The organism is Nonomuraea sp. NPDC049637, from assembly GCF_040675235.1.
In the GTDB taxonomy this organism is placed as follows: domain Bacteria; phylum Actinomycetota; class Actinomycetes; order Streptosporangiales; family Streptosporangiaceae; genus Nonomuraea.
Map to the genome: position 1 here is coordinate 56,363 of NZ_JBFAOM010000019.1, position 20,901 is coordinate 77,263.

At 71.3% G+C, this 20,901-nt stretch carries 22 protein-coding genes; 7 read left to right on the forward strand and 15 right to left on the reverse strand.

Annotated elements, in window-relative coordinates; all coding sequences use genetic code 11:
- Positions 1-12: 12 nt before the first annotated feature.
- The 5 genes from AB0J71_RS25505 (at position 13) to AB0J71_RS25525 (ending at position 5,245) form a co-directional block, all read left to right on the forward strand.
- Entirely contained in the window at positions 13-1,128 is a 1,116-nt protein-coding gene (locus AB0J71_RS25505) for a steroid 3-ketoacyl-CoA thiolase (RefSeq protein WP_364416354.1), read from the forward strand.
- 38 nt (positions 1,129-1,166) lie between these two features.
- Complete coding sequence (locus tag AB0J71_RS25510; protein WP_364416356.1) at positions 1,167-2,192, forward strand: MBL fold metallo-hydrolase; 1,026 nt, start codon at positions 1,167-1,169, stop codon at positions 2,190-2,192.
- A gap of 25 nt (positions 2,193-2,217) precedes the next feature.
- Positions 2,218-2,892 carry a FadR/GntR family transcriptional regulator gene (locus AB0J71_RS25515; protein WP_352322012.1) on the forward strand — a complete coding sequence of 225 codons (675 nt, stop codon included), beginning with the start codon at positions 2,218-2,220 and terminating at the stop codon, positions 2,890-2,892.
- A gap of 32 nt (positions 2,893-2,924) precedes the next feature.
- Positions 2,925-3,872, forward strand: a complete 948-nt coding sequence (locus tag AB0J71_RS25520) for a DNA polymerase ligase N-terminal domain-containing protein (RefSeq protein ID WP_364416358.1) — start codon at positions 2,925-2,927, stop codon at positions 3,870-3,872.
- Between the two features lie 101 nt (positions 3,873-3,973).
- Positions 3,974-5,245 carry a S1 family peptidase gene (locus tag AB0J71_RS25525; RefSeq protein ID WP_352322008.1) on the forward strand — a complete coding sequence of 424 codons (1,272 nt, stop codon included), beginning with the start codon at positions 3,974-3,976 and terminating at the stop codon, positions 5,243-5,245.
- 49 nt (positions 5,246-5,294) lie between these two features.
- Here the strand turns inward: AB0J71_RS25525 and AB0J71_RS25530 are convergent, their stop codons facing one another.
- From AB0J71_RS25530 to AB0J71_RS25570, 9 genes are all read right to left on the reverse strand, one after another.
- On the reverse strand, positions 5,295-6,212 hold the full coding sequence (locus AB0J71_RS25530; protein WP_364416360.1) for an aldo/keto reductase: 918 nt from the start codon (positions 6,210-6,212) through the stop codon (positions 5,295-5,297).
- Positions 6,209-6,514, reverse strand: coding sequence for an L-rhamnose mutarotase (locus tag AB0J71_RS25535; protein ID WP_352324031.1), 306 nt, complete (start codon positions 6,512-6,514; stop codon positions 6,209-6,211). The genes AB0J71_RS25530 and AB0J71_RS25535 overlap by 4 nt, the downstream gene beginning before the upstream one ends.
- Positions 6,514-7,503 carry an ABC transporter permease gene (locus AB0J71_RS25540; protein WP_352324030.1) on the reverse strand — a complete coding sequence of 330 codons (990 nt, stop codon included), beginning with the start codon at positions 7,501-7,503 and terminating at the stop codon, positions 6,514-6,516. The genes AB0J71_RS25535 and AB0J71_RS25540 overlap by 1 nt, the downstream gene beginning before the upstream one ends.
- The gene (locus tag AB0J71_RS25545) at positions 7,500-8,981 is read right to left on the reverse strand and encodes a sugar ABC transporter ATP-binding protein (protein ID WP_364416362.1); all 1,482 of its coding nucleotides are present in this window, start codon (positions 8,979-8,981) and stop codon (positions 7,500-7,502) included. The genes AB0J71_RS25540 and AB0J71_RS25545 overlap by 4 nt, the downstream gene beginning before the upstream one ends.
- The gene (locus AB0J71_RS25550; protein ID WP_364416365.1) at positions 8,981-10,030 is read right to left on the reverse strand and encodes a sugar ABC transporter substrate-binding protein; all 1,050 of its coding nucleotides are present in this window, start codon (positions 10,028-10,030) and stop codon (positions 8,981-8,983) included. The genes AB0J71_RS25545 and AB0J71_RS25550 overlap by 1 nt, the downstream gene beginning before the upstream one ends.
- A 15-nt stretch (positions 10,031-10,045) precedes the next feature.
- Entirely contained in the window at positions 10,046-10,780 is a 735-nt protein-coding gene (locus AB0J71_RS25555) for an SDR family oxidoreductase (RefSeq protein ID WP_364416367.1), read from the reverse strand.
- A complete protein-coding gene (locus AB0J71_RS25560) occupies positions 10,777-12,066 on the reverse strand; it encodes an L-fuconate dehydratase (protein WP_352324026.1) in 1,290 nt (429 codons plus the stop codon). The genes AB0J71_RS25555 and AB0J71_RS25560 overlap by 4 nt, the downstream gene beginning before the upstream one ends.
- Entirely contained in the window at positions 12,066-12,911 is an 846-nt protein-coding gene (locus AB0J71_RS25565) for a fumarylacetoacetate hydrolase family protein (RefSeq protein ID WP_352324024.1), read from the reverse strand. Before AB0J71_RS25565 ends, AB0J71_RS25560 begins: the two co-directional genes overlap by 1 nt.
- A gap of 480 nt (positions 12,912-13,391) precedes the next feature.
- Positions 13,392-14,213 (reverse strand): type II CAAX endopeptidase family protein, encoded by an 822-nt coding sequence (locus tag AB0J71_RS25570; protein ID WP_364416369.1) that lies wholly within the window; start codon positions 14,211-14,213, stop codon positions 13,392-13,394.
- A 327-nt stretch (positions 14,214-14,540) separates the two neighbouring features.
- Between AB0J71_RS25570 and AB0J71_RS25575 the strand changes: the two genes are divergently transcribed.
- Positions 14,541-15,725, forward strand: coding sequence for a cytochrome P450 (locus tag AB0J71_RS25575; protein ID WP_352324022.1), 1,185 nt, complete (start codon positions 14,541-14,543; stop codon positions 15,723-15,725).
- A 35-nt stretch (positions 15,726-15,760) separates the two neighbouring features.
- Here the strand turns inward: AB0J71_RS25575 and AB0J71_RS25580 are convergent, their stop codons facing one another.
- From AB0J71_RS25580 to AB0J71_RS25590, 3 genes are all read right to left on the reverse strand, one after another.
- Positions 15,761-16,288, reverse strand: a complete 528-nt coding sequence (locus AB0J71_RS25580) for a DUF559 domain-containing protein (RefSeq protein WP_364416371.1) — start codon at positions 16,286-16,288, stop codon at positions 15,761-15,763.
- 4 nt (positions 16,289-16,292) lie between these two features.
- The gene (locus tag AB0J71_RS25585; RefSeq protein ID WP_352324020.1) at positions 16,293-16,583 is read right to left on the reverse strand and encodes a hypothetical protein; all 291 of its coding nucleotides are present in this window, start codon (positions 16,581-16,583) and stop codon (positions 16,293-16,295) included.
- Between the two features lie 131 nt (positions 16,584-16,714).
- Positions 16,715-17,578, reverse strand: a complete 864-nt coding sequence (locus tag AB0J71_RS25590; RefSeq protein WP_352324019.1) for an LLM class flavin-dependent oxidoreductase — start codon at positions 17,576-17,578, stop codon at positions 16,715-16,717.
- Positions 17,579-17,655: 77 nt separating this feature from the next.
- Here AB0J71_RS25590 and AB0J71_RS25595 point away from each other — a divergent pair, with 77 nt between their 5' ends.
- The gene (locus AB0J71_RS25595) at positions 17,656-18,129 is read left to right on the forward strand and encodes a MarR family winged helix-turn-helix transcriptional regulator (protein ID WP_364416373.1); all 474 of its coding nucleotides are present in this window, start codon (positions 17,656-17,658) and stop codon (positions 18,127-18,129) included.
- A 10-nt stretch (positions 18,130-18,139) separates the two neighbouring features.
- Here the strand turns inward: AB0J71_RS25595 and AB0J71_RS25600 are convergent, their stop codons facing one another.
- From AB0J71_RS25600 to AB0J71_RS25610, 3 genes are all read right to left on the reverse strand, one after another.
- On the reverse strand, positions 18,140-18,976 hold the full coding sequence (locus AB0J71_RS25600; protein ID WP_364416375.1) for an SRPBCC family protein: 837 nt from the start codon (positions 18,974-18,976) through the stop codon (positions 18,140-18,142).
- Positions 18,969-19,526, reverse strand: a complete 558-nt coding sequence (locus AB0J71_RS25605; RefSeq protein ID WP_352324016.1) for a helix-turn-helix domain-containing protein — start codon at positions 19,524-19,526, stop codon at positions 18,969-18,971. The genes AB0J71_RS25600 and AB0J71_RS25605 overlap by 8 nt, the downstream gene beginning before the upstream one ends.
- Positions 19,527-19,643: 117 nt before the next feature.
- The gene (locus tag AB0J71_RS25610) at positions 19,644-20,672 is read right to left on the reverse strand and encodes a GDP-mannose 4,6-dehydratase (protein WP_352324015.1); all 1,029 of its coding nucleotides are present in this window, start codon (positions 20,670-20,672) and stop codon (positions 19,644-19,646) included.
- Positions 20,673-20,901: the final 229 nt, after the last annotated feature.

Genomic DNA, 20,901 nt, shown 5'->3' on the forward strand with positions numbered 1-20,901 from the left:
CTGGAGGCGACTGTGGGCACACCTGTGATCGTCGAAGCCGTTCGTACGCCCATCGGCAAGCGGGCGGGCTGGTTGTCGGAGCTCAAGCCGCAGCAGGTGCTGGCCGCCGCGCTGAACGGCCTCATCCAGCGCGCCGGCATCGATCCGGCCACGATCGGCCAGACGTTCGCCGGGTGCGTCACGCAGGCCGGCGAGCAGGGCGGCCACGTCGGCCGCCACTCGTGGCTCTACGCCGGCCTCCCCTACCAGACGGGCGTCACCACGCTCGACGCCCAGTGCGGCTCCTCCCAGCAGGCCGTGCACCTGGCGGCGGCGATGATCAGGGCGGGCGTCATCGAGGCCGGCGTCGGATGCGGGGTCGAGATGATGAGCAGGGCGCCGCTCGGCAGCAACGTGCGCCCCGCGCGGCCGCGTCCCGACGACTGGAGCATCGACCTGCCCGACCAGTTCACCGCGGCCGAACGCATCGCCCGGCGGCGCGGGCTGACCAGGGAGCGGCTCGACTGGTTCGGCGCGCGGTCGCAGCGCCTGGCGGCCAAGGCCTGGGCCGACGGGCGGTTCGAGCGGGAGATCGTGCCCGTCGGCTCCGTCCGCAGGGACCAGGGGTTACGCGAGACCACGGTCGAGAGCCTGGCCGGGCTCAAGCCGGTCGCCGAGGGCGCCCTGCACACCGCCGGCACGTCCTCGCAGATCTCCGACGGCGCGGCCGCCGTGCTGGTGACCAGCGAGCAGGAGGCCCGCCGGCAGGGGCTGCGGCCCAGGGCGCGCATCCTGGCGCAGGCGCTCGTCGGGGCCGAGCCCTACTATCATCTCGACGGTCCCGTGGAGGCGACCGCGAAGGTGCTGACGGCGGCCGGGATGACCATGGGCGACATCGACAGGTTCGAGGTGAACGAGGCGTTCGCGTCCGTGGTGCTCTCGTGGGCCGCGGTGCACGAGCCCGACCTCGACCGGGTCAACGTCAACGGCGGGGCCATCGCGCTCGGCCATCCCGTCGGGGCCACCGGCGCCCGGCTCATCACCACCGCCCTGCACGAGCTCGAACGCTCCGACACCACCACCGCGCTGGTCACGATGTGCGCGGGCGGTGCCCTGGCCACGGCGACGATCCTCGAACGCCTGGCCTGATCCACCATTCACACGCACGTGCTCGATCGGGGGAACCGGTGGGGAAGACCAGGCGCAGGCCGTACGCGGAACAGCGGCCGCAGGAGCTCGGCGGCGGGGTGTGGAGCGTGCCGGTGCCCATCCCGGGCAACCCGCTGGGCTACACCCTCGTCTACGCCGTCGAGTCGCCGCGCGGGCCGGTGCTGGTGGACGCCGGATGGAACCACCCCGACGCCTGGCAGGCGCTCAGCGGCGGCCTGGCCGCGCTCGGGCTCGACGTGGGGGCCGTGAGCGGCGTGGTCGTCACCCACTTCCACCCCGACCACGCCGGGCTGGCCGGGCAGGTCAAGGAGGCGTCCGGGGCCTGGATCGCCATGCACGAGGAGGACGCGGCGCTGGTCCGGCTCATGCACCGGTTCGCCGCGGAGGAGCACGCGAGCTTCCAGTCCGACATGCTCAGGCGGGCCGGCGCCGGCCCCGGCGAGGTGCGCGAGGCGATGGGCACCCGGCCGACGCCGCCCGCGCTGCCCGACCGCGAGCTGCGCGACGGCGACCTGGTGGAGCTGCCCGGCCGCAAGCTGCGCGCCGTGCACACCCCGGGCCACACGCCGGGCCACATCTGCCTGCACCTGGAGGACGCCGACCGGCTGTTCACCGGCGACCACGTCCTTCCCGACATCACCCCGCACATCGGGATCTATCCCTACGACCGCGACGACATCGATCCGCTGGGCGACTTCCTGGACTCGCTCGACCGGGTCGGCGAGCTGGGCCCCCTGGACGCCCTGCCGGCGCACGAGTGGATATTTCCCGATGTTGCCGCGCGCGCCGCCGAGATCCGCCACCATCACGAGGAGAAGCTGATCCGGTTGCGCACCCTCATGGCCGAGCGGTCGCGACCGCTGACCATCTGGGAGGTCGCCTCGATGATGACCTGGAACCGGCCCTGGGACGACCTGGCCCCCGTGCTGCGCGGCATGGCGGCCGGCGAGGCCGCGGCCCATCTGCGCACGCTGGAGACCCGGGGCCTGGTCCGCCGCGTCCCGAACGTCGATCCCGTACGCTTCCAGGCTCTAGACTCCTAGACATCCGATGTCTAGGGAGAAGAGTGTGGCGGTCACCGACGCGGCCATCGACAAGATCAAGCAGATGATCCTCTCCGGGGAGCTGACCCCGGGCGACCGCCTGCCGAAGGAGGCCGACCTCGCCGAGCGGCTCGGCCTGTCGCGCAACTCGCTGCGCGAGGCCGTGCGCGCGCTGGCCCTGATCAACGTCCTCGACGTGCGCCAGGGCGACGGCACGTACGTCACCAGCCTGGAGCCGCACCTGCTGCTCGACACCATGTCGTTCGTGCTCGACCTGCACCGCGACGACACGGTGATCCAGTTCTTCGAGGTGCGGCGCATCCTGGAGCCGGCCGCGACGGCCCTGGCCACCGAGCTGATGCGCGACGAGGACATCGAGGAGCTGCGGCGCATCCTCGACTCGCTGCCCGCGCAGCCGACGGTCGAGGAACTGGTCGCCAACGACCTGGAGTTCCATCAGCGCATCGCGCGCGGGTCGGGCAACAGCGTGCTCTGCTCGTTCATCGAGAGCCTGTCAGGTCCGACCACTCGGGCCCGGGTGTGGCGCGGCCTCACCCAGGAGGGCGCGATGGAGAAGACCCGCGAGCAGCACACCGCGATCTACGAGGCCATCGCCGCCCGCCAGCCGGACGTGGCGCGGTCGTGGGCCACCGTGCACGTGGCGGGCGTGGAGGCGTGGCTGCGCAAGGCCCTCGACTGATCGGCGGCCGTTCCCCGGGTAGTAACCGTGTCGTGGCCGACAAACTGGAGCGATACCGCAGCAAACGCGACCCCAGCCGGACCCCCGAGCCCGTGCCCGCCACCCCTCCCCGAGACGGTGGCGGCGCCGCGTTCGTCATCCAGGAGCACCACGCCCGGTCCCTGCACTGGGACCTGCGGCTGGAACACGACGGCGTGCTGGCCTCCTGGGCGGTCCCCAAGGGCCTGCCCGCCGACCCCGGCACCAACCACCTGGCCGTGCACACCGAGGACCATCCGATGGAGTACCTCACCTTCCACGGCGAGATCCCGAAGGGCGAGTACGGCGGCGGCACCATGACCGTCTGGGACACCGGCACGTACGAGACCGAGAAGTGGTCCGAGCGCGAGGTCAAGTTCGTCCTGCACGGCCGGCGGGCCTCCGGGCGGTTCGTGCTGTTCCGGACGCGGGGCAAGAACTGGATGATCCACCGCATGGACGCCCCCGTCCGCGACCCGTTCCCCGACGTGGAGCCCATGCTGCCCACCGAGCGCGCCCGGCCGCCCAGGGACGCCGCCGCCTACGCCTTCGAGTTCGCCTGGGGCGGACGCCGGCTCCTGGTCCCCGTCGACGGCGGACGCACGACGGCCGCCCGCGAGCATCCCTGGCTGCGCCCGCTGGCCGAGTCGTTCGGCAGCCGGACGGCGGTGCTGGACGGCGAGGTGGTCACGCTGGCCGGGACCGAGATCCTGGTCGTCCAGGACCTGCTGTACGACGAGGGCCGCTCCCTGGTGGACGAGCCGTTCGCCGACCGGCGGGCCGTCCTGGAGTCACTGGGGCTGGCCGGCCACCGCTGGCAGACAGCGCCCTCGTGGCCCGGGGAGGCCGGCGCGGTCCGGCAGGCGGCGCGCGAGCAGGGCCTGCCCGGCGTGGTGGCCAAACGCCTGGACTCCCGCTACGAGTCCGGCACGTCCACGTCCTGGCTGTTCATCCCCTCCTGAGGCCGCAAGCCCGCAGAGCACAGCGCGGGGCGGTACTTGGACGCGGAAGGCGTGCCGGATCGCCTGCTGTGATGGCCCCTCATCCAGACATGGGGGGATCCATGCAGAACATCCGCTTACGCCGTACGGTGCTGATCTTGACGTGCGCCGTCGTGCCCTTCCTGGGCGCCGGAGCCGCCTCGGCGGTCACCGCCTCCGGCCCCGACCTCACCCGGCAGTCCGCCGACGCCGGAGGCAAGCCGCCGGCCAGGGACTCGACCGGCCCGCGCGGCCAGGTCCCCGGCGGCTTCGCGAGCTGGGACGCGCTCTTCGCCGAGCAGACCCGGCTGAACGCCGTCGCCGACCGCGTCACGGCCGTGGCCGAGACCTCCGACGGGTACGGCGGCGTGGTCGTCGCGCCCGAGAACCACGAGGTCCGCCTGTACTGGAAGGGCCAGGTGCCCGCGCCCGTGCGGGCCGTGGTCGACGAGGGCCGGCTGACCGCCCCGGTCTCCGTGCTCCCGTCCGCCTTCTCCTACGCCGACCTCCTCACCGAGGCCGACAAGTGGAGCGAGTCCGGGCAGGTCACGGGCGCCGCCCCGCAGGCCGACGGGAGCGGCGTGCGGCTCTCGGTCCCGGACGAGGACACCGTCCCCGACCAGCTTCAGCGGCCCGGCGGCGCGACCGCGCCGATCACGCTGGAGCGCGGCGAGCGCTTCGACCCGGCCTACAGCAGGCAGGACGACGTCCCGAGCTACTACGCGGGCGGCCGGACCTGGAACGCCAGGACCGGCTCCGGCTGCAGCTCGGGGTTCGCCGTCTACGACAAGAACGGCAATCCCGGCTTCCTGACCGCAGCCCACTGCGGCGAGTTCTGGGACTCCTTCTACGACGGCGGCGGCTCGGGCAGCCCGGCGAACCGCATGGGCGACCTGCAGTGGCGGCTGCCCAAGCGGGACGCCGCGATCGTCCTGGCCGACGCCACGGCCGACGTCTTCGACGGCGGTCCGGCGGCCTCGACCAGCAACCGGGTGGTCGCCTTGTGGAAGGCGTACGTCGGCAACTTCGTCTGCAACTCGGGGGCGTCGCTGGGCGAGTACTGCCTGATCAAGGTGACCGAGACCGGGTGGAGCGGCACGTACACGAACGGGCAGTACGTCAAGCACATGGTCAGGGCCAAGAGCGTCGTCGGCGGCTGCGCCGTGGCCCACGGCGACAGCGGCGGCCCGGTCTACTCCTACACCAACTGGTTCGACGACGTCGCGGCGCAGGGCATCACGTCGGCCATCAGCAAGCCGGTCTCCTGCGGCGGGCTGGACGGCGGCCGGGTGATCGTCTTCTCCCGGGTGTGGGACGTGGCGCTGGCCTTCGGCGCGTCCGTACAGGTGCACTGAACCAGGTGCACTGAACGAGGACGGCGGCCGGGCGGGGGCCCGGCCGCGGTCAGCCCAGCAGGCCCTCGCCGGCCAGCTCCAGCCACAGCTCCTCGGGGACCGGACGGGACCACAGCGCGGCGTTGGCCACGACCTCCTCGGGCGCGCGGGCGCCCAGCACGATCGAGGCGACCGCCGGATGGCGCAGCGGGAAGGCCATGGCCGCCTGCGGCAGGGAGACGCCGTGGCGCTCGCAGACGCCGGCGATCCGGGCGGCCCGGTCCAGCAAGTGCGCCGGCGCGGGTGCGTAGTCGAAGGTGCCGGACGGGGCCGCCGTGGCCAGGAGGCCGCTGTTGAAGACCCCGGCGGCCAGCACCCGGACGCCGCGTTCGGCGCATTCGTCCAGCAACGGCAGCCCCGACTGGTCGAGCAGCGTGTAGCGCCCGGCGAGCATGACGACGTCGATGCCGGTCTCCCGGACGAAGCGCAGCGGCGCCTGCCACTGGTTCATCCCGACGCCGATCGCCTTGACCACGCCCTGCTCCCGCAGTTCGGCCAGCGCCGGGTAGGCCTCGGCCAGCGCCTGCTCCAGGTGGTCGTCGGGGTCGTGGATGAGTGCGATGTCGATCTCCGGCAGGCCGAGCCGGGCCAGGGAGTCCTCCAGGGAGTCGCGCACGCCGTCGGCCGAGAAGTCCCATTCACGGCCCAGCCCGACCGGGACGTCGAACATCTCGTCGTCGTCGCGCACCTGCGCGGGCACCACCAGCCGACCCACCTTCGTGGACAGGACGTAACCCGACCGCTCCGCGAGCGCGGCGCCCAGGCGGCGCTCGGACAGCCCCAGCCCGTAGTGGGGCGCGGTGTCGAACAGGCGCACGCCGCTGTCCCAGGCCGCGTCGACCGTGGCCCGCGCCTGCTCGCCGGAGACCGCCTGGTAGAGGTTGCCGAGCGGGGCGCCGCCGAGGCCGACGCGGGGCAGGTCGATCACGTCAGCTCCCAGACCTGGCGCAGGCCGCCCGCCGACTTGTCGAAGTCGCCGTCGAGCAGGCGGTTCATCTGGCGCTGCCAGGCCTGGTCGGCGGGGTCGTCCTTGAGCGCGGCCTGCAGCGCGGCGTAGTCCTCGACCTCCACGAAGTGGAACAGGTCGAGGCCGTCGCGGAAGATGCGCCACGAGATCACGCCGTGGGCGCGCATGGCGGCCTCCAGGGCGGCCGGGATCGTGGCGTGCTCCCGGTCGTAGATCTCCTCGCATCCGGGCCGCAGCCTGGTGCGCAGGGCGAGGCGTTCCATCAGTCCTGCGCCTTTCCGCCGGCGATCCTGCTGATGATCAGTGCGATGAGAATGATGCCACCGTAGATGACCGGTTGCCAGAAGCCGGAGACCCCGATGAGGGTGAGGATGTTCTGGACCAGGCCGATCACCAGCACACCGGTCAGCGCGCCGAGGACGGTGCCCTTGCCGCCGTCCATGCTGACGCCGCCGATGACGGCCGCGGCGAAGACCATGAAGATCCAGCCGTCGCCCATCTCGTTGCCGATCGCGCCGAGACGCCCGGTCTCCAGGATGCCGGCCGTGGCGGCCAGGATCCCGCCGAGCACGAACACGCCGAACAGCACGCGGTCCACCCGGATGCCGGCGGCGCGGGCGGCGTCGGCGTTGCCGCCGATGGCGTACAGGGAGCGGCCGAGCCGGAGGTAGGTCAGGCCGAAGACGCCGGCGGCGAACAGCACCGCGGCGATCCAGATGGCGGCGGGCAGGCCGAGCCAGGTGGCGCTGCCGAGGTAGAGCATCGAGTCGGGGAGCTGGAACAGCGTCTTGCCCTGGGTGAGCCCCTGCTGGAGGCCGTCCACGATGATCAGCATGGCCAGCGTGACGATGAACGCCGACAGCTGGAACCTGATGATCAGGAACCCGTTGAACGCGCCGATGGCCGCGCCCACGAGCAGGGCCAGCGGGATCACCAGCCAGCCGGGCAGCCCGAGGCCGAACCCGCCCGCCGAGGCCGGGACGGCCAGCATCACGGCGATGCCGGGCGCGGTGCCGACCGTCGACTCCAGCGACAGGTCGAACTTCCCGGCGATCAGGATCATCGCCTCGGCCAGCACGAGCAGCGAGATCGCCGCCTGCTGCTGGAGCACGTTCGTCAGGTTGCCCGCCGTCAGGAAGGTCGGGTCGAGGAACGCGCCCACGACGAGCAGGAGCAGGATCACCGGCACCAGGGTCAGGTCGCGGAACCTGGCCAGCCTCAGCCGGGGGGCCGGAGCAGTCAAAGTGGTCACTCTTGTATGCCTTCCATCACGGCCACGAGCTCGTGGTCGGTCCAGCCACGTGGCACGTCCTTGACGACCCTGCCGTGGAACATCACCAGCACCCGGTCGCAGATGCGCAGGTCGTCGAGCTCGTCGGAGACCACGACGGCCCCCGCGCCCCGGCCGACCGCGTCCTCGACCGCGCCGAGCAGGGCCTGCTTGGCCTTGACGTCGACGCCCGCGGTCGGGTTGATCACGACCAGCGCCCTCGGGTCGTCCACGAGCGCCCGCGCGAACACGACCTTCTGCGCGTTCCCGCCGGACAGGTCGCCGACGGGCTGGTCGGGCCCCTCGGTCTTGATGTCCAGGCTCTCGATCATCTGGACGGCCCTGGCCCGGCGCCGCGCGGGCGAGACGATGCCGTAGGCGCCCAGTTTGTGGGCGATCGGCAGGGTCGCGTTCTCCCCCACCGACAACATCGGCACGAAACCCTCGTGGTGCCGGTCCTCGGGCACGAACCCGAGCCCGGCGCGCATGGCGGCGGGCACGTCGCCCGGCCTGACCCGGGTGCCGTCGATCGTGACCACGCCCGTGTCCGGCTTGCGCAGCCCGACCAGGGTCTCGGCCAGGCCGACCTTGCCGCTGCTCGCCGAGCCCGCCAGGCCCACGACCTCGCCGGACCTGACCGAGATGTCCACGTCCTGGTAGCGGCCGGTCAGCGACAGGCCCGCGCCGGACAACACGACCGCCTCGCCCGGCGTGCGCTGCCGGGACTCGTAGGCGGCCGTGGCCTCGCCGGTCATCGCGTCGACCAGCTCGTCCTGGGGGAAGCCGGCGACCGGCCGGGTCACGATGTGCCGGGCGTCGCGGAAGACCGTGACGCTCTGGCAGATCTCGTACACCTCGTCCAGGTGGTGGGAGATGTACATCATCGTGACGCCCTGCTCGCGCAGCGAGCGCATACGGGTGAACAGCCGCTCGATGGCCGGGCCGTCGAGCCTGGCGGTGGGCTCGTCGAGGATGATGAACCGGGCGCCGAACGACAGCGCCCGCGCGATCTCCACGAGCTGCCGCTGCTCGACGCCCAGCTCGCCGGCCAGCGCCTGCGGGTCGACGTCCACCTCGTAGGTGTCCAGCAGCTCGCGCGCCTTGGCCCGCAGCGCCCGCCAGTTGATCATCCGGCCGCGGCCGGTCTGGCGGTTGAGGAACAGGTTCTCCGCGACCGTCAGCGCCGGGATGATCGTGGACTTCTGGTACACGCAGGCGACGCGCTGCCGCCAGGCGTCGCGGTCGGCCAGGGCGGGCGCCGTCTCGCCCGAGAACAGCACCTCGCCCTCGTCCGGCCGCTGGAGCCCGGTGAGGATCGACACGAGGGTGGACTTCCCCGCGCCGTTCCGGCCGACGAGGGCGTGGGTCTGGCCCTCGGCGATGGCGATCTCCGCGCCGTTCAGCGCGGTGGTCGGGCCGAAACGCTTGACGACATTTCGGGCTTCAACGTGATATTTCATCACTTGACCTGGTTACCCCAGAGATTCTGGTCGTCCACGTTGTCCTTCGTCACCAGCGGCGCCGGGAGCTGGTCCTCGAGGCCGTTGGGCAGTTGGATGATGTTGCTGCCGTGGTCGGTCGGGCCCGGCTGGAACGTCTTGCCGTCGACCGCCGCCTTGGCGTAGAAGATCGCGTACCGGGCGTAGAGGTCGGCCGGCTGCGACACCGTGGCGTCGATGTTGCCCTTGCGGATCTCCTCGAACTCCTGCGGGATGCCGTCGTTGGAGACCACGAAGACGTGCTTGGGGTCGGTCGGCGGGACCAGCAGGTTCTTCTGCTTGAGCACCTGCAGCGTCGGGGCCAGGTGCACGCCGCCGGCATGCATATAGATGCCCTTGATGTCCGGGTTCTGCTCCAGGCGGGTCTGGAGCATGGACGCCGCCTTGCTGCCCTCCCACTCGGTCGGCTCGCTGAACACCGTGATGCCGGGGAACTTGCTCTTCATGCACTCGTTGAACGCCTCGGACCGGTCGCGGCCGTTGATCGAGCTGAGCGCGCCCTCAAGCTGCACGACCTTGCCCTTGCCGCCGAGCTTCTCGCCGAGGAACTCGCACGCCTTGGTGCCGTACGCGCGGTTGTCGGCGCGGACGACCATGTAGACCTTGCCCTTGTCGGGCCGGGTGTCCACGGTGACCACGGGGATCTTCTTGTTCTCCAGCTGCTGGAGCGTGTTGGCGATGGCGCCGGTGTCCTGGGGGGCCATGACGATCGCCTTGGCGCCCTGGCCGACCAGCGCCTGCACGTTGTTGACCAGCTTGGAGACGTCGTTCTGGGAGTTGGTGGCGGGCATCAGGTCGGCCTTGAGCTCGGTCGCCATCTGCGGGACGTACTTCATGTAGGAGTTCCAGAAGTCGGAGTCGGCGCGCGGGTGGTCGATGCCCACCTTGCCGCCGCCTCCCCCTTCCGCCGTGGAGCCGCTCGTGCCGCTCGTGCCGCTCGTGCCGCTGGAACCGCAGGCGGCGACGACCGCCAGCAGGGCCGCGCTCGCGACCACCGGACCGATCTTCATGGGGGGTTACCTTCCTTATTTGGTTGGCCGGAGCCGTAGCCCCTGCATGCCGCCGTCGACCGCGAGCGCGGTGCCGGTGGTCGCGGCGGCCTCGGGACCTGCGAGATAGGCGATCGCGGCGGCGACCTCCTCGGCGCTGACCAGGCGGCCCATGGGCTGCCTGGCGTTCAGCGCCGCTCGTTCGGCCTGCGGATCGTCGGCCGAGTCGAGCAGCCGCCCCACCCACGGGGTGTCGGCGGTGCCCGGGTTGACGCAGTTGACGCGGATGCCCTCGCGGACGTGGTCGGCGGCCATGGCGAGGGTCAGCGACAACACCGCGCCCTTGGTCGCGCTGTAGAGCGCCCGGTTCGGCAGCCCCGCGGTGGCCGCGATCGAGCAGGTGTTGACGATGGCCGGGTGCGCCGACCTGCGCAGGTACGGCAGCGCCGCCCGGCTCACCCGGACGATGCCGAACACGTTGACCTCGAAGACCTTCCGCCATTCCTCGTCCGGATTGTCCTCGACCGTGCCCTGGGCGCCGACGCCCGCGTTGTTGACCACGATGTCGATGCCGCCGAGCCGTTCCGCGGCCTCGGCCACCGCCGCGCGCACGGACGCGTCGTCGGCCACGTCCGCCGTGATGCCCACGAAGGGGTCGCCGGGCGGGGCGAGGTCGAGGCAGGCGACCTGCATGCCGCGCGCCGCGAGCAGGGTGGCCGTGGCCAGGCCGATGCCTGAACCGCCGCCGGTCACGATGGCCTTGAGCGTCATGACGTGGCCCTCCATACCTGGCCGTCGGGGAAGGTGTGGGCGGCGATCGACGCCGCGTGCATCTCGGCGCTGAAGCCGGGGGCCGTCGGGGCGGTGTAGCGGCCGTTGACGATGACGACCGGGTGCACGAAGTGCTCGTGGAGGTGGTCGACGTACTCGATCACGCGGCCGTCCATCGTGCCGGTGATCGCCACGTAGTCGAACATCGACAGGTGCTGCACCAGCTCGCACAGCCCGACACCGCCCGCGTGCGGGCAGACCGGCACGCCGAACTTGGCCGCGAGCAGCAGGATCGCCAGGTTCTCGTTGACCCCGCCGACCCTGGCCGCGTCGATCTGCAGGTAGGAGATCGCGCCGGCCTGGAGCAGCTGCTTGAAGACGATGCGGTTCTGGACGTGCTCGCCGGTGGCGACCGGGACCGGCCTGATGCCCTCGGCGATGGCGGCGTGGCCGAGCACGTCGTCGGGGCTGGTCGGCTCCTCCACCCAGTGCGGCCGGTACGGGCTCAGCGCGCCGACCCACTCGATGGCCGAGGCGACGTCCCAGCGCTGGTTGGCGTCGATCGCGATCGGGTAGTCGGGGCCGCAGACCTCGCGGGCCACGCGGAAGCGCCGCAGGTCGTCGTCGAGGTCGGCGCCGACCTTGAGCTTGATCTGGCCGAAGCCCTGGTCGAGGGCCTCCTTGCAGAGGCGTCGCAGCTTGTCGTCGTCGTAGCCGAGCCAGCCGGGGGAGGTGGTGTAGGCGGGGTAGCCGGTCTCGATGAGCCGCTGGATCCGCTCTTCCTTCCCCTCTTCCGCATTTTTCAGGATCTGGAGGGCTTCGTCCTGGGTGAGCGCGTCGCTCAGGTAGCGGAAGTCGATCAGCCCGACGATCTCCTCGGGCGACATCTCCGACAGCAGCCGCCACACCGGCTTGCCCGCCCGCCTGGCCTTCAGGTCCCACAGGGCGTTGACCACGGCGGAGATCGCCATGTGCATGACGCCCTTCTCCGGGCCCAGCCAGCGCAGCTGCGAGTCGCCGACCAGCTCCTTGTACAGCGCGCCAAGGTCTTCGACGTCCCGGCCGAGCACATGGGGCTCAAGCGCCCGGATCGCTCCGGTCTGCACGTCGTTGCCGCGTCCGATGGTGAACGCGAACCCGTGCCCCTCGACCCCGTCGTCGGTCTTCAGCACCACGTAGGCGGCGGAGTAGTCGGGGTCGGGGTTCATCGCGTCCGAGCCGTCCAGCTCCCGCGACGTGGGGAAACGCACGTCGTGCGTCTCCAGCGCGACGATCCTGTACGCCATCAGGCCTGCCCCACCGTCTGCCGCTGGCGGCCGAGCCCGTCGATCTCCAGCTCCATCACGTCGCCCGCCCGCAGGTACGGCTGGCCGGGCATGCCCATCGCGACCCCGGCCGGGGTGCCGGTGTTGATCACGTCACCGGGTTCGAGCACCATGAACCGGCTCAGGTACCGCACGATCTCGGCCACGTCGAAGATCATGTCCTTGGTGCCGCCGTCCTGGCGCGGCTCGCCGTTCACCCAGAGGCGCAGCCCCAGGCTCTGCGGGTCGCCGACCTCGTCGGCCGTCACCAGCCAGGGCCCCAGCGGGTTGAACGTCTCGCACGACTTGCCCTTGTCCCACTGGCCGCCGCGCTCCAGCTGGAACTCCCGCTCGGAGACGTCGTTGGAGATCGCGTACCCGGCGATCACGTCGAGGGCCTCGTCCCGGCTGTCGAGGTAGCGGGCCCGCCGGCCGATCACGACCGCCAGCTCCACCTCCCAGTCGGTCTTCACGCTGCCACGCGGCACCAGCACCTCGTCGTACGGGCCGATCACGGTGTTGGCGGCCTTCATGAACACCACGGGCTCGGCGGGCGGCTCCGCGCCGGACTCGGCGGCGTGGTCGCGGTAGTTCAGCCCGATGCAGACCACCTTGCCCGGACGGGCGATGGGCGCGCCCACCCGCAGCCCCGCGGCGTCGACGACGGGCAGGTCGCCGCGCTCCAGCGCGTCACGCACGCGCGCCACTCCCCCGGAGGCGAGAAAAGCCCCGTCGATCTCGGGCTCCCCGATGTCGCGCAGGGTGCCGGAGGCGTCCATCACCACCGGCCGCTCCTGTCCGACAGGTCCCACTCGCAGCAGCTTCACACCGCACCCTTCACTCATTCATCGGATGTCTGTGCCTCCGATGCTGCTGCGACAGGGCGGCGCATGTCAAGGGCGTGCAACGGGATACATCCGATCCGTAACCCAGTGACGACACCTCGAACCCCACCCAACCACCCTCCCCAGCCCCCATACCTCCGAAGATTCCTCTCCTTCGTCGATCCGCGCCAACCTCCATAAACATCGGAGGTACCTCCCACCCCTCGCCCTCATCCCCAGCCCCTGACCGCCTCGCCCGTCAGACGCCTGGATCCAGGGCGACTCCAGCGGCGCCTCGGGCATGGACGTCCCCCAGCATCCGACCGGGTGAGCCAAGAGACGCTGGTCGGCGGGCGGTGCACGTGGAGACGGGGGATAGGCGGTCGGCCACGTCCGGCCGGGCGGGGTCTGATGCGTGCCGTGGTCGTCGGACGAGGTGCACCCGTAGGCGAGCCGGCTGTCGGCTGGGGGAACGGAAGGGCTTCAGCGGCCCGGCTCGTAAGCGGTGGGCCCAGGGTGGCATGCCGGCTGCTCTCGCGCTCCCTTGCCGTACCGGAGCAGTATCAGCCCGCTGACGGTGAGCGTGCAGGTCAGGATGACGAGTTGCACGCCGTAGTGGACGGCCTCCGTCGGGAGTAGCAGGTTGCCGAGGTGCAGGCCGAGGTGCACGCCGACGGCCATCCACAACGCCCCCGTGCGCGCCCGCGCCGCCGCGCACGCGAAGCCGAGTGCGACGGCCTGCACCACGTAGAGCAGCCGTTCGGCCGGCGAATCGGCCGAGCTGTTGGAGAGGATGTGCAGCGCGCCGAACCCCACCGACACCACGATCAGCACGGCTCTCGGCGACAACCGTGCCGACAACGTGTCGAACAGGTGCCCCCGCCACAGTAACTCCTCCGGAAACGCCTGGCTGAGCAGGGCGAACGCGATGCCGTACGGCACCAGGCCCAGCTCGCCGAGGATCGTCTCTCCCGGCGCCAGGGACGTCACGCCGAACGCCAGCGACAACAGGATGGCGGCCACCGTCGGGACCGCGCCCGCCACGACCCCCAGCAGCAGCTGCGGCACGGCCCGCCGGGATCGTTCCATGCCCACCCCGGCCCAGGACTGCCCGCCGAGGAAACGCCGGATCAGGTAGACCAGCGCGAGCGCGGCCAGCGTGACGCCGATCATGCCGAGCGGCCGGTAGAGGGGATGGTCCGAGGCCAGCAGCAGGGTTACCGGGATGGTGCCGACGAGGACCTGCGCGAACGTGGCGGCCACGGTGATCAGCACCGCCCAGACGGGATGTGTGGCTCTGTTCATGGAACAACACGCTAGGTAACCAGGCCGGGTCGGCACATCAGCCCGGAGTCTGAATCCCGCATGACAATCGTCATGGGCCTCAGGGAGGATCACAGGCTCCCCGCGTCGTCGGGCATGCCGCCCTCTCCGGCCAGGCCGTGCGCCCCCGACCGGCCGGCGCTGTTCGGCGGGGTGTTTCGTCTGCTGCCGGGTTATGGGGGGCGGGAGCCGGTGCCCGGGGCGGGGGGTGATGGTGGTGGGGTGGGGCTACTTGACGGGCGTACAGTGGCGTAATAGAACACGTTTCAGTACGAATAAACCAAGCGCTTGATCAAGAGGTGACCGCGCGTGCATATCGACCTCGTCGACAGGGACCGTTACGCGACTTCCGGCCCACCCCACGAACAGCTCGCCTGGCTGCGCGCCAACTCCCCCGTGCACTGGCACGAGGGCGAGCCCGGGTTCTGGGCGGTCACCCGCTACGAGGACGTCGTGCACGTCTCCCGCCACTCCGACCTGTTCTCCTCGGCCAAGAAGCTCGCCCTCTTCGACGAGATGCCCGAGGACCAGATCGCCCTCCAGCGGCTGATGATGCTCAACCAGGACCCGCCCGAGCACACCAGACGGCGTTCGCTGGTCAACCGAGGCTTCACCCCCCGGACGATCGGCGCCCTCGAACAGCACATCCGCGACATCTGCGACGACCTGCTCGACAAGTGCTCGGGCGAGGTGGACTTCGTCACCGAGATCTCCGCCCCCCTCCCCCTGTACGTGATCTGCGAGCTGCTCGGCGCTCCCGCGACCGACCGCGACAAGTTGTTCTCCTGGTCGAACCGCATGATCGGCGCCCAGGACCCCGACTACGCGGCCACGCCCGAGGAGGGCTCCGGCGCCGCCATGGAGGTCTACGCCTACGCCAACGAGCTCGCGGCGCAGCGCAGAGCCGCCCCCAAGGACGACATCATCACCAAGCTCCTCCAGCCCGACGACAAGGGCGAAACCCTCGGCGAGGACGAGTTCGACCTGTTCGTCCTGCTGCTGATCGTCGCGGGCAACGAGACCACCCGCAACGCGGCCTCCGGCGGCATGCTCGCCCTCTTCGACCACCCCGACCAGTGGGACCGCCTGGTGGCCGACCCCACGCTGGCCAGGACGGCGGCCGACGAGATCGTCCGGTGGGTCTCGCCGGTCAACCTGTTCCGGCGCACGTCGATGGCGGACCAGATGCTCGGCGGGCAGCCCGTCAAGGACGGCGACAAGGTCGTGGTCTTCTACTCCTCCGCCAACCGGGACGCCTCCGTCTTCCCGGACCCGGAGGTCTTCGACATCGGACGCACCCCCAACACGCACATCGGGTTCGGCGGCGGCGGCGCGCACTTCTGCCTCGGCAACCACCTCGCCAAGCTGGAACTGCGTGTCCTGTTCGAGCAGCTGGCCAGACGCCGGCCGCGCATCCGCCAGGCCGGCCCGGCCCGCCGCCTGCGCTCGAACTTCATCAACGGCATCAAGGAGCTCCCGGTCACGATCGCCTGACCCGGGCGAAGCGCTCCGAGCCGCCGGGGACGCCCTCACGAGAACCGCCGGCGCCGGGGGTGGCGAGCGGTTCCGCGGCGGGCCGCCCTGATCTGGCGGAGGACGCGGACCGTGCCCTCCGGGCCGGGTTCCCAGCCGCGCTCGATCAACGCGTCGGCGACGTGCCGGAGCAGGCCGGCGATCTGGAGGGGGATGACGTCGCGGCGTACGGCGATCACCCGCCAGCCCAGCCGCCGCAGCTCCTCGCGGCGGGCCGCGTCACGCCGCCGGTCCGCCGGCGAGGTGTGGTGCTCCCGGCCGTCGTACTCGACCCCCACCTGGTAGGGCTCCCATCCCAGGTCGAGGTAGGCGCGCCGGCCGCCGCCCAGGGGAACGGCGAGCTGCGTGGCGGGCCTGGGAAGGCCGTCGTCGACGAGGACGACCCGCAGCCAGCTCTCCCGGGGCGAGGCGGCGCCCGCGTCGGCCAGGCTGAGCGTGTCGCGCAGCCGCCAGGAGTTGAGCGGACGACGCCACAGCGCCTCCATGTCGACGCCCCGCCGGGCGAACTGGTCGAGCGCCGCCACCGCCTCAGGACGCGGCAACGACCGGGCGCAGTCGAGGGCCGCGCGCCGCCATGGTGGTGAGCCGGACGCCCCGGTGGCCGGTGACGTCGTCGGCGGGCGGTTCGCCCACGTACGTGACGCAGCCGGGAATCGCCAGGTGAGCGGGGGCGATCACCTCCACCGGCCAGTCGGCCTCGGGGACGGAGAGCACGCTCAGGCCCCAGACGTGTGCGGCCGTCTGCCGGCAGACGACGGCCTGCCGGCAGGACCGGGTGATGCGCTCGGCGCGGGCGAGCAGCGAGAGTGCGGCGTTCACGGGGTCCAGGCTGACGGCCTCACCCCGGCCCCCGCGGCGCCGAACCGCGTTCTGTGGACAACCGGTGATCCCCGGCTCAGCGCGGCGGCCCGTCGGTCCAGGCGGCGGTCACCCGGCAGGCCGCTCGCCGGTCAGGAGGCTCGCGCGCGCAGGGCGGGCAGGACGTGCTCGGCCAGGCGTTCGGCCTGGGCGCGCGGACCGGGGCCGAGGGGCGTGAAGTTCATCGACGTGAACCCCAGGTCCACGAACGCCGCCAGGCGCTCGGTCACCTCGGCCGCCGAACCGGCGACCACGCCGTCACCCACACCGGCGCCCACACCGTCGATCTCGGCGGGGGCGCCGATCCGGAAGGTGACGTTGTAGACGCACTCGACGGCGCGACCGGCCGACAGGATCCGGTCGCGCATGGCCGCCGCCCGCTCCGGCGGCGCGAACCCCAGGGACGGGATCCAGCCGTCCGCCAGCCGGCCGGTGGCGTCGAGGGCGCGCGGCCCGTACGTGCCCAGCCAGATCGGGATGGGGCTGAGGGGCTTGGGCTCGATGGTGGCCCGATCGGTGCGGTAGCGGGAGCCTTCGTAGCTGAAGTCCGACTGCGACCACAGGCCGCGGATGACGTGAACGGCCTCGACCATGCCGTCCACCTTCTCGCGGGGCGTGGGCACCCCCAGCCCGAACGCGCGGAACTCCTCGTCGGAGTAGCCGCCGCCGAGGCCGAGGATCAGCCGGCCGCCGGAGAGCCGGTGCAGCGTCTCGGCCATCTTGGCGACCATCGCGGGCGGCCGGTACGGCACCCCCAGCACCCGCGTCGCCACCCTGATCCGCGAGGTGGCGGCGGCCACCCAGGTCAGCATCGTCCACAGCTCGTACGTGGGCTCGACGCCGCACGGGTGGTCCGAGGCCGAGACGAAGTCGAAGCCCAGCTCCTCGGCCGCGCGGGCGTCGCCCACGGGATCGGCCCCCGGCGCCGCCGACGTCGACATGCCCAGTCCGAACACGACCTGACCCCCTCCGGTTTGGTTTACATGTAAACCTAGAACGGAGGTCGGTTACACGTCAACTAAACTGCCGGGTCATGGAGCCCAACTGGCTGGACGACGCCGAGTTCCGGGCCTGGATCGGCTATCGCAGGATGCGCCTGCTGCTCGACGCCCAGGTCAGCCGCGACCTCGCGAGCGACTCGGGGCTGTCGGCCCCCGACTACGACGTCCTGTCGGCGCTGACCTCCACGCCCGGCCACCGGTGGCGGCTCACCGCGCTGGCCGACCGCATGCTCTGGTCGAAGAGCCGCCTCTCCCGGCACATCTCGCGGATGGAGCAGCGGGGGCTGGTCACCCGCGAGGGCTTCGAGGGGGACGCGCGCGGAGCCGTGGTCGTGCTGACCGACGGCGGGTTGCGGGCCATCCAGGAGGCGGCGCCCGCCCATGTGGCGTCGGTGCGCAGGCACTTCATCGACCTGCTCTCGCGGGAGCAGATCGAGGTGCTCGCCACGATCGCCGAGACCGTCCTCGCCCACCTGCCGGACGGCGAGCAGGACAGACCAGGCTGACCCGGCGCGGTCAGGCCACCCACATCGGACGCCAGTCCGGCACCTCGTGGAAACGCCGCAGCTCCGCCACCCCGGACAACATCCCGCCCCAGGCCGCGTACGGCGGGCGCTCGGCGTCGAAGCCGCTCTGCACGAGCGTCAGCCGCGTCCGGCCGGCGGACCCGGCGAGCTCCCAGGAGCTCACCCCGGCGCCGCCCCAGTCGACGGAGAACCGGCGCTCCGGCTCCAGCTCCAGCACCTTGGCCGGCGACGGGTCGTTCGCGAAGCCGCCCATGGCGAACCGGCCGCCGACGTACGGCTCGATCTCGATCGGCATCCCGAACCACTTGGTCACCGTCTCCGAGTCGACCAGCGACTCGAAGACCTGGGCGGGCGCCGCGTCGATGGTGACCTCGGCGCGCAGCTCGCGCGCGGTGAAGTCGGCGCGCGGCGTGAGCGGGCGGCCCTCGACGTGCTCGGCCAGGCCGGCCAGCACCTGGAACCAGTACGTCTGCAGCACGCCCCGGATGCTGGCGCCGGTGACGACGTCCTGGAAGTCGAAGTGCGACTGCGTCACCGAGACGATCGTCGCCGACTCGCCGTCCTCCTCGACCGCGAGCTCGGCGGTCGTCTCGACGCCGTCCAGCAGCCAGGCGAACCGCACGCCGCGCTCGTCGGCCGACAACACCCGCTGGTGCGGCGCGTCGCCCTCGGGCGTCGTACGGCCCCAGAACGCGAACCGGTCCGGCAGGTCCACCTCGACGTGCTCGGCCAGCCAGACCCGGGCCGCGGCCGGATCGGTCAGCGCCTGCCACACCTCCTTGACCGGCGCCTGGACGCGGACCTTGGCGATCATCGGCTCACTCATGCTCTTCTCCCTTGGGGTAACAGGCGACGGCGAGCTTGAAGGCGTCACCCTCAGCGCCGCCGTAACGAGTGAAAAGCTCCTGCAGCATGCCCTGCAGGTCGTTCAGGAACTGCTGGCGGCTCTCCGGACGCACGTGGATCTCTCCGGACAGGCCGATGGACGGCAGCTCGGGCGCGTCCCGGTCGAGCGCGGCGATGTCGGCCTGGACCTCCTCCATGAGGTCGAGCAGGTAGCCCAGGCTCAGCTCGTCGCGCGCCTTGCGCAGCCCGATCCGGCCGACCAGCCGCGGCGACAACCAGTACGACCGGGCGCCGGCCTGGTAGATGCCCTCGTGGACGCCGCGCACCTTGCGCTCGGACACCAGCTCCACGAGACCGGCCTCGACCAGCCGCTTGACGTGGTAGTAGACCCGCTGCGGCGTCTGCCCGAGGCGTTCGGCGACCTCCGAGCACGTACGCGGCTCGGCCAGTTGCCTCAGCACCTCGACCCGTTGCGGCTTGAGCAGCGCTTCGGCCTGCTCGATCTGTTCCAGATACAGGACGTCTCTCATCGCAAAAACAATCTTTTACGTAAAAATCCTCTTTGTCAATGAGTCACGCCAAGAGCGGCCGTAAGCAGCGAAAAGGCCCGCACCGGACCGGGCGGGCCAAGGGGTGCCGAACCGGCTCTAGGGCCAGGAGCTGTCCTGGTCGGGGTCGCCGCCGGCGGACAGCAGGCGCAGGTCGCTCTCGACCATCATCGCCACCAGCTCGTCGAACGACACCCGCGGCTCCCACCCGAGCTGCGCCCGCGCCTTCTTCGGGTCGGCGCACAGCAGGTCCACCTCCGCCGGGCGGTGCAGCGTCCGGTCGACCACCACGTGCCGCTCCCAGTCCAGCCCGGCGGCCGTGAAGGCGGCCTCCACCAGCTCCCGCACCGACTTCATCCGCCCGGTGCCGATCACGTAGTCCTCGGGGGTGGCGGCCTGGAGCATCAGGTGCATCGCCTTGACGTAGTCGCCCGCGTAGCCCCAGTCGCGGCGCGCCTCCAGGTTGCCCAGCCGCAGCTCCGTGGCCAGGCCGAGCTTGATCCGGGCCACCCCGAGGGTGACCTTCCTGGTCACGAACTCCGCGCCGCGCCGGGGCGACTCGTGGTTGAACAGGATGCCCGACACCGCGAACATCCCGTACGACTCGCGGTAGTTCTGCGTGAGGAAGTGCCCGTACGCCTTGGCCACCCCGTACGGCGAGCGCGGGTGGAAGGCGGTGCGCTCGTTCTGCGGGGTCTCGGTGACCTGCCCGAACATCTCCGAGGACGAGGCCTGGTAGAAGCGAATCTGCCCCGGGGACGACGATCCCCCGCCGCGCGACACGCCCGAACACACCCGGATGGCCTCAAGCATCCGCAGGACCCCCATACCGGTCACCTCGGCGGTCAGCTCGGCCTGCTCCCACGACATGGGCACGAACGAGATCGCCCCCAGGTTGTACACCTCGTCCGGCTGAACGCGTTCCACCGCGGAGATCAGCGACCCCTGGTCCAGCAGGTCGCCCCGCACCACCTGGACGTCGGCCAGCAGCTTGCGCATGCGCGAGACGCGCGGGTTCGCCTGCCCGCGGGCCAGCCCCCACACCTCGTAACCCTGGTCGAGCAGGTGCTCGGCCAAGTAGGAACCGTCCTGGCCGGTGATGCCGGTGATCAGAGCGCGCCTGGCCAAGGGGTCCTCCAACTATCACGTAGGTACGGTGGCCCGCACCGCGTCCCTTTGGGACGGGAATGTACAGCTAAGCGCCTGGACGCAGCACCAAACCCCACTAGAACCTGTTCCACCGAACCACGCTCGGTTACCTTAATGTCGCAGTTCGCACGGCCTGTGGAGACTGTTGTGAACAATTCCAGGTGACCTACCGAATGGTAGCCTTCTCGGACTAAGGTCATCTTTCACG